Genomic DNA, 14390 nt, shown 5'->3' with positions numbered 1-14390 from the left:
CGCCAACCCAGGCAGTGGTGGGCTGAATGATAAAAGTGACGTGACTCCTTCACTAACCCACACTGAATGAATAGTTAAACAGCCCTTAACATGATGATTTTTCAACAACCTTGGGTTGTATGCTTATAACCAGAAAGAATTGGTGAGCGCCTGTTACCCGCCGTTATGCTCAGATTTTTGCTTATTAAGTAGAAATATCATGTCCAGTTATATTGCGGCCTCTGACGCCGCTAATTCGGTAGGGAATACTGATTTACCGACCGGTGAAGTCGTCACCCTGCGCAGCGCTGCCGACGTCTCCACGCTGGTCAATGGCGGTGCAGCCAAAAGCAACAATGCCCGCATTGTCGTAGCGATTGCACTCGGCGGCGTCTTTCTCGACGCCTACGATCTGGGTGCACTGGCTTTCGGCATCAAAGATGTGGCGCGCGAATTCAATCTGTCGCCAACCGGCACCGGATTGATCGCCTCTGCCATTACCTTCGGCGCGATTATCGGTGCATTTATTGGCGGCTACCTGACCGATAAAATCGGCCGTTACCGGGTATTTATGGCCGATATGTTCTTCTTCGTGATAGCCGCATTCGCCTGCGCCTTTGCCCCCAACGAGTGGGTGCTGGGCGGCGCGCGTTTTGTAATGGGGCTGGGAGTCGGCATCGATTTACCGGTGGCCATGGCGTTTTTGGCCGAATTTTCCAAACTGTCAGGTCGTGGCAATAAAGCAGCACGTATCGCCATGTGGTGCCCCACCTGGTATGCCGCAATCAGTATCTCTTATTTGCTGGTGTTGCTGCTGTATGCGGTACTGCCAGAGAGCCACACCGACTGGCTGTGGCGGCTAATCCTCGGCTTCGGAGCCGTTCCGGCGCTGGTGATCATCGCCATTCGCAGTCGATATATGAGCGAATCTCCAGTTTGGGCCGCCAATCAGGGCGACCTCGACGGCGCTGCTGCCATTTTACGCCGTTCCTATAATATCAACGCCGTGGTGGCGAAAGATGCCGAACGAGGTAAACCGATGCAGGCGCGGCGTGCCTCATGGCGCAACTACGGCACGCTGCTGCAAGGGGTTTATCTGCGGCGCACGGTACTGGCCACCGTTATCGCCGTCGCCTCGTCGTTCGCCTATAACGCCGTGGCATTCGGGTTGCCGGTGATCCTATCGAGTTTTCTGGCGCAGTCGATGCTCAGCACGATTCTGGTATCGCTGGCGTTGAACCTGTTGTTCGCCTTTGTCGGCGGGCTAATTGCAGTGCGACTGGTGCCGACGTACGGCGCGTGGAAGATGACGGTGCTGGGCTACGCTTTTCAACTGGCGGCGCTGTTGGGGTTGGCGCTGATTGGTCGGCCGGACAGCGGCACAGAGGCGGCGGTCTCCATCGGTATGTTGGCGCTGTTCCTGCTGGGCCAGGGATTCGGGCCGGGGTCGCACAGTATGACCTTCGCCTCGCTCAGTTACCCCACCTCGCTGCGTGGGGTAGGTGTCGGCTTCAACCAAACGCTGATGCGTTCCAGTTCGACCCTGTCACTGTTCTTGTTCCCGGTGCTGTCCGCCGCGTTGGGTACCGGCGTTTTTTGGGTGATTGCCATTGCCCCGCTCGCCGGGCTGATTGCGCTGTTGTCAATTCGCTGGGAGCCGTCGGGCTACGATGTGGATGCAGAAGACTTCCAGCCGCGTTAAGTAAAACGGGCTTCGTCATGAAGCCCGCTGCCCACAGTAGGGTTCCCGCTGTCCACGCCACAGCCGGCCAGCAACTTATTTAGTTATTAAGTTACTAGCTTGGCAAGTCAATAGGTTGTGACGTTCTCAACTTGTGGGCACCAAAGCCCCTCGCCTCAGTCGCGATTGATTTCCAGCCAGCGGCGCTGTTCGGCGGAAGCGGCAATCGCATCCAGCACGCAGGAGACTTTCCTGCCTTCTTCAAAGTCTGGCCACATAGGGTCACCGGCGGCAATGCCGTTGACCAGGTCACGGATCTCTACCGTTTTCTGATCGTTAAAACCGATGCCATGCCCGGCGCTAATACAAAAGGCGGCGTAATCCGGGTGCTTTGGCCCCACCAACAGGGTTTTAAAGCCCTGGCGTTCTGCCGGTTCATCGTGACGATACAGCTTCAGTTCCGCCATCCGCTCCTGGGTGTAACTCAGCGTGCCCTTGGTGCCGGTGACCACATAGGTCAGCCCCATTTTGCGCCCGCAGGCAATACGTGAGGTTTCGATGGTGCCCATCGCCCCGCCGGCAAAGCGTACCAGCGCACTGGCCTGATCTTCATTTTCCACCTGATGCATCAGCGTAGGGTCTTTCGCATCCGGACGCTGTTTAATGATGGTCTGCATATCGCCGGAGACGGCAACAATGTCCCCCACCAGATAGTGCGCCATATTCACGATGTGCGCCGCCAGATCGCCCAGCGCCCCCAACCCGGCCGTGGCCTTGCGGCAGTGCCAGTCGATCGGTGTACGCGGGTCGGCGAGATAATCCTCGTTGTGGGTACCGTAGAAATGCACCACTTCGCCTATCTCGCCATTGGCAATAATTTCACGCGCCAACTGGCTGGTCGGGTTCTTCATATAGTTGAAGCCCACCAGCGTTTTGACGCCTTTGGCGCGGGCAGCCTGCACCATTTCGGCGGCGTCTTTGGCATCCAGCGCCAGCGGTTTTTCAGAATAGACATGTTTGCCGTGGCGGATCGCCTCCAACGCCATTTCTTTATGCAGGAAGTTGGGGGCGCAGATATCCACCACGTCTATCGACGGATCGGCCACCAGTTGACGCCAGTCACCGGTCGAACGCGAGAAACCAAATTCTGCGGCGCGCTGTTGCGCCAGCTCCGGCGTCACCTCCGCCAGCATTTCCAGCACCAGTTCCCCTTTTAGTGGGAATACCGTGGCTGCCTGCGCATAAGCAATAGCGTGGCAGCGCCCAATGTAGCCGGTGCCAATTAAACCAACGCGAACCTGTTTCATTACTCCCCTCCCCCGTTACCGATCCCATAACCTGCCAGTGCGCACAATGAAACACACCATCTGATAAATGTTTATATGGAATATAAATTTCAATAACAAGTAGGGGACAAAATAAAGATGATATTCGTGATAGCCTTCATAAAAGCTTGCAGGCTTGGATGAAACGATAAAAGGCCGGGCAGGCATAAACCAACCCAGCGGGTGTAAATGAATTTTTTATTCTAAAAAATCACCATCCGTGTTTAGCCTCGCCAGAAAGGCTTGCGCCCTTCCCGCCATGCCTGTGTCCGTGTCAGGCCTATATCCGCCAACTGCACGTCATCCAACAACAACAAGGATTGGCGGGTAAGATAACGCTGCCAATAAAGTCGCCCAAGGAGAATTAATCGGTTCTGACGGGGTGCGGGTACGTCGCCAACAAGAACAGTCATCATTCAATCTCCTTCGATTTAGCCTGAGGTTGATGATGCTGCACAGGCGAAAAACAATACAGATTCAAGCCGGCAGTATTTTTTCCATACAAAAGCTGTCTCCGCCTATCTGAATGGTCTAATTTAACTTCATCTGTACCGGTCTTTTCCTCATTCACTCTTATTTGAGGCATCTGTATGACACGCTACGCCACGCTGGCCGCGATCCTCAGCCAACGCATAGAACAGGGGCTTTACCCGGCAGGCGATCGCCTGCCTTCGGTGCGCATGCTAAGCCAGGAACACGGCGTCAGCATCAGCACGGTGCAGCAGGCTTACCGTCTGCTGGAAGAGAGACAACTGGTAGAGGCGCGGCCGAAGTCGGGTTATTTTGTGCAGACGCGGCGGACTTTGGCCGAACTGCCCACCGTGACCCGCCCGGTGCAACGACCGGTGGATATTTCGCAGTGGGAGCAGGTACTGGAGTTGATCCGCAACAAGCCGCGCGAAGACCTGATCCAACTGGGCCGAGGCATGCCGGATATCAGCGAACCCACGCTGAAACCCCTGATGAAGGCGCTGGGGCACACGGGCCGCCACGGCGATCTGCGTAGCCTACATTACGACAGCATTCAGGGCGTGCTGGGGTTGCGTGAGCAAATCGCCCGCCTGCTGCTGGATTCCGGTTGCCAGATTGATGCCGACCAGCTGGTGATCACCACCGGTTGTCACGAAGCGCTGTCCGCCGGGCTGCGCGCCGTATGCCAACCAGGGGATATTGTGGCGGTTGATTCCCCCTGTTTTCACGGCACCATGCAGACCTTGAAAGGCTTGGGCATGAGAGCGCTGGAGATCCCCACAGATCCGCTGACCGGCATCAGCCTGGAGGCGCTGGAATTGGCGCTGGAACAGTGGCCGGTCAAAACCATCCTGTTAACCCCCAACTGCAATAACCCGCTGGGTTACATCATGCCGGAGGCGCGTAAAAAGCGTTTGCTGACGCTGGCACAGCGCTTTGACGTGACGATCATTGAAGATGACGTGTATGGGGATATCACCTATCAATATCCTCGCCCACGCACCATCAAATCCTTCGACGAAGACGGCCGGGTGCTGCTGTGCAGCTCCTTTTCAAAAACGCTGGCACCCGGTCTGCGCATCGGTTGGATCGCCCCCGGGCGTTATCTGGAGCGCGTGCTGCACATGAAATATATCGGTACCGGCTCCACGGCTACCCAGCCGCAGCTGGCGATTGCCGAATTTATTCGTCACGGCCACTACCTGCAACACCTGCGGCGTATGCGTTCCCGCTACCAACAAAACCGCGACGTGATGACCGATTGGATTATGAAATATTTTCCGCCCGGTACCCGCGTCAGCCAACCACGGGGTGGCTTTATGCTGTGGATTGAGCTGGATGAAGAGTTCGATACCTTGCGGCTGAACCGTTATCTGGAACAACAGGGTGTACAGATCGCGGTCGGCAGTATTTTTTCCGCCTCCGGCAAGTACCGTAACTGCCTGCGCATCAATTATGCCTATGCACCTAAACTGATGCCCGAGATTGAACAAGCGGTATTGCGGGTCGGCGCAACCATCCAACAGTTAATGCTGACGTTCGAAAACACATTGGCGCAATCGGATTAACAGTTGGCGGGATCGGATTATCCGCACAGCGTCTAACCTTCTAGAGTGAAACCTCACCCCATGAACAGGTAAGGAAGGTTTTATGTCGCAATCTCAGGTGTGGTTAATCACTGGCAGTTCACGCGGTCTGGGCTGGCTCGTCGATAACCGGTAAATCAAAAGGAGTAACAATGAGCAGCGATCAGATAGCCCTGCCCAGCGCCCTGTCGGCCCGTCTGAGGACGCTGGGTGTGGATATCGAACGGGTCGGCCAGTTGGCCGGCTTGCCTGAAGGGTTACTCAGCGAGCGACATGAGAAGGTCAAGCTGTCCACCCGGCAGTTTTTCGATATCTGGCGTGCCCTCGCCCAGGTGAGCGACGCCAGCTTCGGCCTGCGTCTGGGCGGCGAGGTGCCATCAGAGCATTATGATATTGCTTCGGTCGCTGCGCTGCACTCCGCCAGCCTCGGCGACGCATTGCAAAAGGTTGCCCGGTACAAACGTCTGCTGTGTCCGGAAGAACTGATGCTGGTAGAGGATGGCGACAGTATCCGCCTGCACACCCGCTGGACCATGGCCAAAAGCCATGCGCCGGAATTGCTGATTGATGCCATGTTTGCCTCGATTATTACCCTGTGCCGCCGTGGCACCGGTCAGGCGATACACCCACGGGCTATCGAACTGACCCGGCGACCGGATCCCTCCTCACCGCTGTCGCACTACTTCGGTTGCCCGGTGCATTTCAATGCCCCGCTGGATGTGTTGGTATTTGACCGTGCGCTGATGCACCAACCCTTTATCACCTACAATCAGGACATGCTGACGGTGCTGCTACCGGGGCTGGAGGTCGAACTGGCCAGATCATTGCAGGGCGACAGTCTGCCGAACCAGGTGATGGCGATCCTGGGCCGCAGCATGCGCGGCCAGCGTCCGAGCGTTAACAGCGTGGCCGCCGAGCTGTATGTCAGTCCGCGCACCCTGCAGCGTCGCTTGCAACAGCACGGTTACAGCTACCAGCAATTGCTGGATAAAACCCGCCACCGTACCGCCTGCCAACTGCTGGCAGAAACCAGTCTGGAGCTGGGGGAGATCGCCTTCGTACTCGGATTTGAAGAATTGAATTCGTTCAGCCGCGCCTTTATGCAGTGGGAAGCGCAAACGCCAAACCGCTGGCGCAACCAACGCCTTACCGGCCCCAGGGAGAACAGAGCATGAAAGTCATTATATTGGGCTCCAGCGGTATGGTTGGCCAGGGCGCGCTGCGCGAATGCCTGCGTGACCCGCAGGTAACGGAAGTCCTCAGCGTCGGCCGCAGCGCGCTGGTGCAGAATCATGCCAAATTAAGGCAGTTGACGCTGCCCGACCTGAGTGACTTATCTGCCATAGAGGCACAGCTTGCAGGTTACGACGCCTGCTTTTTCTGCCTTGGCGTCTCCTCGGCCGGCATGAACGAAGCGCGTTACCGCACCCTGACTTACGACCTGACGCTGGCCGTCGCCCGTCCGCTTGCGCGGCTGAACCCGGCGATGACCTTTATTTATGTTTCCGGCGTCGGCACCGACAGCAGCGAACAAGGCCGCAGCATGTGGGCCAGGGTCAAGGGCGCAACCGAGAACGCCTTGCTGGCACTGCCTTTCCACGCCGTGATGTTCCGTCCCGGCGCTATCGTGCCGCTGCACGGCATCCGCTCCAGAACCCGGCTGTATGATCTGCTGTATCGGTTATTTAAACCGCTGTGGTTTGGCGCGCTTCGGCTGTTCCCCCAGCAGGTCACCACTACCGAACGCGTCGGGCTGGCGATGCTGGCAGTGGCACGCCACGAAACGGCGCTGCGGATCATCGAACCGGCAGAGATCAATCGTCTGGCGCTGCCATCGGCGGGATGATTCTGCTATGTTAAAGCCGCGCGCGTGGGCCGCCTGCCCCACGCTTTCGCCACTGTGACAGAGACAGACTTCATGCCGTCAAAGATTTTATTCAGCGCCTGCCTGGCCGGTTTTAAAGTTCGCTACAACGCTTCCGACAAACCTTTGCTCAACGCCACGTTGCTGCGCTGGCAGCGCGAAGGCCGTCTGGTGGTTTGCTGCCCGGAGCTGGCCGCCGGTTTTTCCACCCCACGTCCCTCGGCAGAAATCACGCGAGCCGCTGAAGGCGCCACGGTACTGGCCCAACGGGCAAGAGTGATTGAAGTCAGCGGCGGTGACGTCACCGCCGGCTATCTGCTCGGCGCCCATCTGGCGCTGGAGACCGCACAACGGCACGACTGCCGCTTTGCCCTGCTCACCGACGGCAGCCCATCCTGCGGCAGCCAGTTTATCTACGACGGCTCTTTCAGCGGTCAAACCAAACCCGGCAGCGGCGTCACCGCCGAACTGCTGCGCCAAAATGGCATTGAAGTGTTTTCCGACCGTCAGATCGACGCGCTGATCGCCCGGATTGAAGCGGTGGAACAGACCTAGCGCTGCAGATGCTGCGCCAACCGTTGCTGCAGGTGCGAAATACCCTGTGGATGATCAATAAAGCGCTCGATGGCCATCATCTGCCAACGCTGCCCTTCTTCGCCAAAGCAAATGGCGGCTATCTGCTCCGGCGTGATGTGGCCCAGCATAAACCAGGTCGGCGGGTAGCCGGGGAAAATCCCTTGGTAACGCTGCCGTAAACTCACCTGCTGTGCGTCAATCTGCAAACCGAACTCTTCCAGCGTTTCCCTCTGCACGCATTGCAGCGGCGTCTCATCCCCTTCGCGCCCACCTCCCGGCAAATCCCAGCAGCCCGGCCAGGGAATATCCGCCTTGTCATCACGCTGGTAGGTAAGCAAGTGGTTACCGCACAACAGCGCGATTTTCGCGCCGCCAAAGTATGAGTCATCAATTTGTGACATCTTGAACCTCTTAAAGAACGGCATTTTACATCTGTCCTTACCCGTTTGACCCTTATGGTCACGGGTTACCATGGCCGATTATTTGTTTAGCCGAACAGGACAAGGTTTTTTGCCGTGGTGAAACCCTTTTTACGCAGTGGCAGTTTAGATGATGTGCTTGCATTGGGCGAAAATGGGCAACCGGTTTACGCCTGCGCACTGCAATTGCGAGAAACATTGCGCATTCGCCAACAGCAACAGGCCGCCGACTGCCTGGCTGTCCCGCAGCCGAACGAAACGGGTACCCGCATTGACTGGTATTCCCCTTTTCCGGGCAAAGTGACTTCCTGGCTGGCAGCGAGTGATGCCCAACGCGCACAGGCCGTGCAGTTGCTGGAACAAAGTCTGGCGACATTTCGTGATCTGGTCGCACAGACACAGACCAACCCACACCCCAGCCACCGTCTGTTTGGCGCATTGCTGGCCAGGGCAATGCAATTCCCCGACCCAAACCATATTTATCTGGTCGATGGCAAACCGGTATTGACCTTCTGGGGCTTTATCAAGCCGACGGCTCAGTGTCAGGATGACCCGCTGGCATGCCTGCGTCCGGCCGAAGAAGAAAAACCGACGCCTATCGCTGCCGCGCCGCGTCCGGCGGTTATTCCTACAGCCAAACCCGTACCGGAGCCGGTGATTAAGCCGCCTGCTGCAACTACGCCGGTGCAAGCACCTCGCCAATGGCGCCACTATCGCTGGATGTTGCCTGTGCTGATGCTGATTGCCCTGCTGGTTACCTGGCTGAACCGCCCAAGCGCTCCACTTGCTGAGCCTGTTGTCGCACCGTCACCGGCGTCGGCGCAACGCGCTGTAGCACCCGCATTCAAACTGCAACTGCCGTTAGCACCGGCGACGCTGATGCCACCCGCTCCGCTCCCTGTTGTCATGCCACCGGCGGACAAACATGCGCTGGTGCTACCCGCCGACTCGGTCAAAGCCGGTTCAGTTCGTTTTCTGAACGGTAAATGGCGTGCCACTGTGGCACTCAAAGATCTGCCAACCGGTAAACGTCCCAGCCTGCAATACCGCATCAAGGAAGGCAAAGGCACTGCAAGCATTACTTACGGTGATGGCATCACCTGCCGGGTGCCGATCGAAGCCGGGCTGATGCAGTCCGGCAATCTGGTGATTAACAGTCGCACCAAAGCACGCTGCAGCGACGGCAGCCGCTACCAAATGCCGGAAATTACCTGTACGCAAAATGAAACCGGCCCGGCAACATGCAGCGGCCGCTACGATACAGATACCCTCTATCCCATGATGTTAAAGCGCGAGAGTAAATAATGCTGGCCCCTCTAACCGATTACCCACGCAGCATGACGCTGGTTCAGGATAGTGGCATTCAATTTTTGGACTTCGCCCTGACGCCGGTTCTGGATGATGAGTTTCCGGGCAAGTTTGTTCGCCAGACCGCCAGCGGCCCGCTACTGCGCCTGCAATGGGATGCCGACAGTGGCAAATACCTGTTGCCCGCCCAACCGGGGCAAAGTGCTGAAGTGGTTCGGCCGGAGTTCAGCCATTCTCTGCAACAATCGCTGCAACTGCTGAATAAAACCTGGCTGCCGCTGCCTTTCTTTCGTTGTACTTCATCAGGGGTATTTTTATCAGGGCCGGATAACTGGGCCCGCATGCAGACGCTGTTACTCGATAGCCCCGACCAGGACGGCAACCTGCTGCGGGTGGTCCTGGCCTTTGATACCCGGCTCGCCGCCGCAGGCCAGGAGACACTCGCCCCAGGCGAAAGCGATATCAATACCGGGATCGGCTTCTCGCTGGGCCATCAAAACCATGAGCTGGGCGAGTTTCTTGATCTGACCTGGGTAGACAGTTGGCTACGTGAAGTCTTTAGCCAATCCGCGAGCAGCCTGGAACTACGCAGCGAAATGGAAATTAACGCCGGGCTGAAAACCTTCGAATATCAGGCGCACTACCTCAACCTGTTGAACCTGCTCGGCAGCCAATTAACGCTGCCGCAGATAAAAATCATCGGGGAGACGCCGCAACAGCCCGCGATCAACGTAGATCTGATTTTGGATGTCGGCAATTCGCACACCTGCGGGGTGATGGTCGAAGATCATCCGCAAGAAAATAATGGCCTGAAACAGACTAATGAACTGCAGTTACGTTCGCTGTCTGCGCCGCATTGCGTTTACAACGAGTTGTTTGAAAGCCGGGTAGAGTTTGCCCAGGCGTCATTTGGCAAACCCCACCTCTCATACCAAAGCGGGCGTGATGATGCCTTTGTCTGGCCTTCCTTCGTCCGCGTGGGCCGGGAAGCCGCGCAACTGGCACTGCGGCGGGAAGGTACCGAAGGCACCACCGGCATTTCCAGCCCACGCCGTTACCTGTGGGACGAAGAACGCTATGCGCCCGGCTGGCGTTTTAACAGCCAACAAGAACCCATGGCTGCCGCCGCGCCATTAAGCTCACTGCTCAACGACGAGGGTGTCCCCCTGTCTGCGCTGCCGGTAGAAGAGCGGTTGCCGGTTTTTGCCGCCCACTATAGCCGTAGCGCGGTCATGGCCCTGATGCTGACCGAGCTGCTGACGCAGGCACTGATGCAAATCAACAGCGCAGCCCAACGCACCAGGATGCCGAACACTGCGGCCCCACGGCGTCTGCGTACCATCATCCTGACTTTGCCTTCGGCGATGCCCAAGCCGGAGCGTGAAATTTTCCGCCGCCGCATGCAGGAGGCGATTGGCCTGATATGGAAAGCCATGGGCTGGCACCCGCTGGATGCCCCGTTCAGCGCTGAGCAAGCCCGTATGCCGGTGCCACTGGTGCATATGGAATGGGACGAAGCCACCTGCGGCCAGATGGTTTATCTGTATAACGAAACTCAGGTTAACTTTGCCGGCCGCACCGATGCCTTTTTCGCCGCCATGGCCAGGCCGGACCAACCGCCAGTACCGGGAGAACAACCGGGAAAATCACTGCGTATCGCTTCAATCGATATCGGCGGCGGCACTACCGATCTGGCGATTACTCAATACCGGCTGGATGATGGCGTAGGCAACAACATCAAAATCAATCCGCGTCTGTTGTTCCGTGAAGGATTTAAGCTCGCCGGCGACGACATTTTGCTGGATGTCATCGGGCAATTTATCTTGCCCGCCGTACAACAGGCGTTCGAACAGGCCGGAGTCAGCGCCACAGCGGCGACCATGGACAAGCTGTTTGGCAACCAGGGGCGTATGGATGGGTTTTCCACCCTGCGCCAGCAGGCCACGCTGCAGATTTTCATGCCCGCGGGGCGTGCGCTACTTAGTGCCTATGAGGATTACGATCCGCTGGACAGCCACGCAGAAATCGCCGCCACGCTGGGCGAACTGCTGCCACAGATGCCCACCTTGCAGGTACTGGCATTTATCAACGATGAGGTTCAGCGCGGATCCGGCAACGCCGCCTTCGACATTCTGCAGACCCCGCTGGTCATCCGGCTGGGTGCCGTGCATGCCGCTTTCCTGTCCGATCGGATCGGCATCAGTCACTGCCTGCGCCTATTGTGCGAAGTGGTGGCGTTGTATAGCTGCGATGTGTTGTTACTCACCGGCCGCCCTGCCTGTTTCCCGGGCATTCAGGCGCTGTTGCGCCACCTGCAACCCTTGCCCGCCAGCCGAATTTTGCCGCTTGAGGGTTATCACACCCGCAGTTGGTACCCGTTTAACCAAGGCGGGCGCATTGACAATCCCAAGTCAACCGCCGCCGTGGGCGCCATGCTGTGCCTGTTGGCTATCGACCTGCGGCTGGAGAGTTTTTATTTTAACGTCGGCGACTTCCAACCCTATTCCACGATTCGTCATCTGGGCATGCTGGACAGCAATAACATGCTGGCAGACGATAATGTCTACTATCGCGATATCGATCTGGACTGCGCAGACTTTGCGCTGGATCCCGACAGCTATTTCCAGCTACGTGGCCCGCTGCGTCTGGGATTCCGTCAGTTGGATAACCCACGCTGGCCGGCATCGCCGCTCTACACCCTGACCATTACCGATGCCGCTCTGGCGCGCAAACTGGCTGGCGATGCGGTCATCAGCCTGCGTTTGGCCATCACCGGCAATGATGAGCAAGGAGCCGAAGGCGTCAGCATTGCCGAAGCCCGCCTGGCCGACGGCACGCCGGTGCCCGCAGATAGCCTGCAACTAAAACTCAATACCTTGGCTGCCAGCGCCTCTGGCGCAACCCATTATTGGATTGACAGCGGGAGCATTTATCAGCAATGAAACCTATCACCTCCAGCCGGCCCGAGCCGATAAACAGCCTTGAAAACAGCATTGCGCAGGCGATTGACTGGGTGGCGGCCACCCGGCAGCAGTCCACTCGGCTAAACCGGGAAGCCGATAACCTGACTGTCCGTCTGCGCCGCAGCTACAACCGGGCCAGGCTGCTGGACAGCGCTATGCACCAGCCTCTGGCCATCGGCCTCTATGGTCATAACGCCGCGGCCAAGGCCCACTTGTTGGCCGCACTGGCACCCGGTGCCAGGCTATTGACCCAAGATGCCACGCTGGCGGTACGCTACAGCTGTTGTGACACCCAAAATCCTGCGTCTTACCCTGTTGCCGTTTCCCTGCTGGATGAGGCGCAGTTGGTTGCCATGATGATCGGCAGCGCATTGATGGGCGGTTTTCATCCGGATTGGAATGCCGGTGCCATGGCCGCACATTCGCACGCACTGGAGCGTCTCCGCCAACCGATGGCGATCGGCGGGCTGGACAGCAACGCGATGGTGGCGCTGTGGGACCACCTTGGTCATCAGGGCGGTAAATGGCAAACGCCGCTGGCGAGGCACTTCTGGCCACATGCCATCTCACTGGCACCCTATTTGAGCGTTGACGACCGTGCCAGGCTGTTCGCACCGCTTTGGGGCGAGGACCCGGCACTGACAAGTTGTTATCGCCAGTTGGCGCATACCCTGCACGCCCTGAGCCACTGCGAGCGCCTGTATGCTCCCCAGCAGGTATTGAGCCAGGATGAGGGGATTGCTCATGCTCAGGCAATCCATGCATCGGCCGGGGAGAAGCTGACCGTGCTGACAGAAAATGGCGTCGAGGTAGCGATCGCGCTGGCCGATCTGGCGTGGTTGGCGGCCTCGGTCACGACAACCTTGCCAGCGAGGGGAAACGTCGGGTTACCGAACAACATCGAGCTGCTAGACCTGCCGGCCGCCACCCCATGCCCGGGTGCTGGGCTGATACAGCGCATGCAGCAGGCAAAACGCGCCAACCTGCTGACTCTTGCTGCCGACGGCCTGCATGCCAGTCTGTTGCTGGTAAGCGATGCGTCCCTTACGCCACAAGATGCCGGCCGTACGGGCAACGCGCTGGCCTACTGGGTCAGACAAACCCAGGGGGAAACCGTGGAACTACGCAGCCGCCGCAAACCGGGTTTAATCTGGGCAATCACCGCGTTCGACTCACGTCAGGAAGGGAAACCGCGCCCCGACGACGCCGTTCAACGCTATGTCGGCGAACCGGGCGAAAGTTGGGCCACCCTGCTGGCGATCGATGAAAGCGACTGCCAGCGCATGGTGGCTTGGTTGGCGACGCAGGCGTCCCCGACATTGAAGCAGGATCGCATCCTTGAACAACAGCAGGAACTGCAACGCGAACTGACTGAGAGCCTGCTCGGCAACTGGCTGCACGCCGCGGACACGCCGTTAACGCAGCAGCGCACCCAACAGTTACTGCGCAAATTGCAGGCACAGGCAGGAATACACGGTGAACTGCTCGAGTGGCTGCTGCCGCAGTGCGATACCCTGCGCCAGTTGTATAGCCAACACAGTAACTTGTCCGCGCCGGTGGTCGCTGCCCCGGCGTTTGATGTTGAGATCGATCTGTTTGACGAGGGAGATATGGCCTGCGTGGCCCCCATCGGGCAAAACAATGATTCGTTTGCCCAGCGGGTATTTGCCGATTGGATAAACCATCTGCGCAGCCTGCCGGACAATAACCAACTGCTGACATTGCTGGGTGTCGGCAAGCAGCATCTGGAGATGCTGGTCGACGCGTTAATCACCGCCGCCTGCCGCCTGGAAATTGCCGAATCACTGGAGCGCGCATTGTCTGCCGGAGCACTGCCTGAACAGGCTGAAGACAGGCAGGTCAGCCAGGCGTTAGCGATATTGGGAGATTTCGTCACCTGGTTGGGTTTCCAGCAGCGCGAGGCGAGGTTACGCCCCGCCAGCCGAATCAATCACGGCCAACCCATATTTACCCCTCCACCGCAGCCCGCCGTGGACTGGAGTAGCCAGCAACGGTTAACCAAACTGGCACCGACCCCGGCGAGAAATACCGCGTTTTATATCTATGACTGGTTGGTTGGCCTGCAGGCGCTGTTGGCGGAGAATGTGGCAACCGGGGCAGAAGGCACAATCGATGAAGCTGCACATCGGGCTTTGGCCGCCATTGTCGCCCCCCTGAACGCCGAGGCAACGCCAATTATTTAAGGTATAGTGAAAAA

Annotated in this window: 11 protein-coding genes; 8 read left to right on the top strand and 3 right to left on the bottom strand. The window is 58.1% G+C overall.

The features are described 5' to 3' along the window. Positions 1-199: 199 nt before the first annotated feature. The gene (locus tag SERS4_RS0108005; RefSeq protein ID WP_017892086.1) at positions 200-1681 is read left to right on the top strand and encodes an MFS transporter; all 1482 of its coding nucleotides are present in this window, start codon (positions 200-202) and stop codon (positions 1679-1681) included. Positions 1682-1836: 155 nt separating this feature from the next. Here SERS4_RS0108005 and SERS4_RS0108000 read toward each other — a convergent pair whose 3' ends face one another. Then, positions 1837-2967 carry a Gfo/Idh/MocA family protein gene (locus SERS4_RS0108000; RefSeq protein WP_017892085.1) on the bottom strand — a complete coding sequence of 377 codons (1131 nt, stop codon included), beginning with the start codon at positions 2965-2967 and terminating at the stop codon, positions 1837-1839. A gap of 242 nt (positions 2968-3209) precedes the next feature. After that, the gene (locus SERS4_RS0107995) at positions 3210-3401 is read right to left on the bottom strand and encodes a DUF1127 domain-containing protein (protein ID WP_017892084.1); all 192 of its coding nucleotides are present in this window, start codon (positions 3399-3401) and stop codon (positions 3210-3212) included. 174 nt (positions 3402-3575) lie between these two features. Here SERS4_RS0107995 and SERS4_RS0107990 point away from each other — a divergent pair, with 174 nt between their 5' ends. The 4 genes from SERS4_RS0107990 (at position 3576) to SERS4_RS0107975 (ending at position 7461) form a co-directional block, all read left to right on the top strand. Further along, positions 3576-5024, top strand: coding sequence for a PLP-dependent aminotransferase family protein (locus tag SERS4_RS0107990; protein WP_017892083.1), 1449 nt, complete (start codon positions 3576-3578; stop codon positions 5022-5024). Between the two features lie 170 nt (positions 5025-5194). Then, positions 5195-6217, top strand: a complete 1023-nt coding sequence (locus SERS4_RS0107985; protein WP_017892082.1) for an AraC family transcriptional regulator — start codon at positions 5195-5197, stop codon at positions 6215-6217. Beyond that, entirely contained in the window at positions 6214-6888 is a 675-nt protein-coding gene (locus tag SERS4_RS0107980; RefSeq protein ID WP_017892081.1) for an epimerase, read from the top strand. The genes SERS4_RS0107985 and SERS4_RS0107980 overlap by 4 nt, the downstream gene beginning before the upstream one ends. Before the next feature lie 72 nt (positions 6889-6960). After that, positions 6961-7461: a DUF523 domain-containing protein gene (locus SERS4_RS0107975; RefSeq protein ID WP_017892080.1), complete on the top strand. Its 501-nt coding sequence runs from the start codon at positions 6961-6963 to the stop codon at positions 7459-7461. Here the strand turns inward: SERS4_RS0107975 and SERS4_RS0107970 are convergent. Next, positions 7458-7883 carry an NUDIX hydrolase gene (locus SERS4_RS0107970; protein WP_017892079.1) on the bottom strand — a complete coding sequence of 142 codons (426 nt, stop codon included), beginning with the start codon at positions 7881-7883 and terminating at the stop codon, positions 7458-7460. The genes SERS4_RS0107975 and SERS4_RS0107970 overlap by 4 nt on opposite strands. A gap of 114 nt (positions 7884-7997) precedes the next feature. On the opposite strand from SERS4_RS0107970, the gene SERS4_RS0107965 reads away from it, so the two are divergent. Genes SERS4_RS0107965 through SERS4_RS0107955 form a run of 3 tightly spaced genes read left to right on the top strand, consistent with a single transcriptional unit; the run spans position 7998 to position 14376 of the window. After that, entirely contained in the window at positions 7998-9206 is a 1209-nt protein-coding gene (locus SERS4_RS0107965; protein ID WP_017892078.1) for an SrfA family protein, read from the top strand. Then, a complete protein-coding gene (locus tag SERS4_RS0107960; protein WP_017892077.1) occupies positions 9206-12151 on the top strand; it encodes a virulence factor SrfB in 2946 nt (981 codons plus the stop codon). Before SERS4_RS0107965 ends, SERS4_RS0107960 begins: the two co-directional genes overlap by 1 nt. Next, on the top strand, positions 12148-14376 hold the full coding sequence (locus SERS4_RS0107955; RefSeq protein WP_017892076.1) for a virulence factor SrfC family protein: 2229 nt from the start codon (positions 12148-12150) through the stop codon (positions 14374-14376). The genes SERS4_RS0107960 and SERS4_RS0107955 overlap by 4 nt, the downstream gene beginning before the upstream one ends. Positions 14377-14390: the final 14 nt, after the last annotated feature.

The sequence above is a fragment of the Serratia sp. S4 genome, assembly GCF_000347995.1.
GTDB lineage: Bacteria > Pseudomonadota > Gammaproteobacteria > Enterobacterales > Enterobacteriaceae > Serratia > Serratia quinivorans.
Note: the sequence above shows the minus strand (reverse complement) of the source record. Positions and strands in the feature narration are given on the sequence as shown.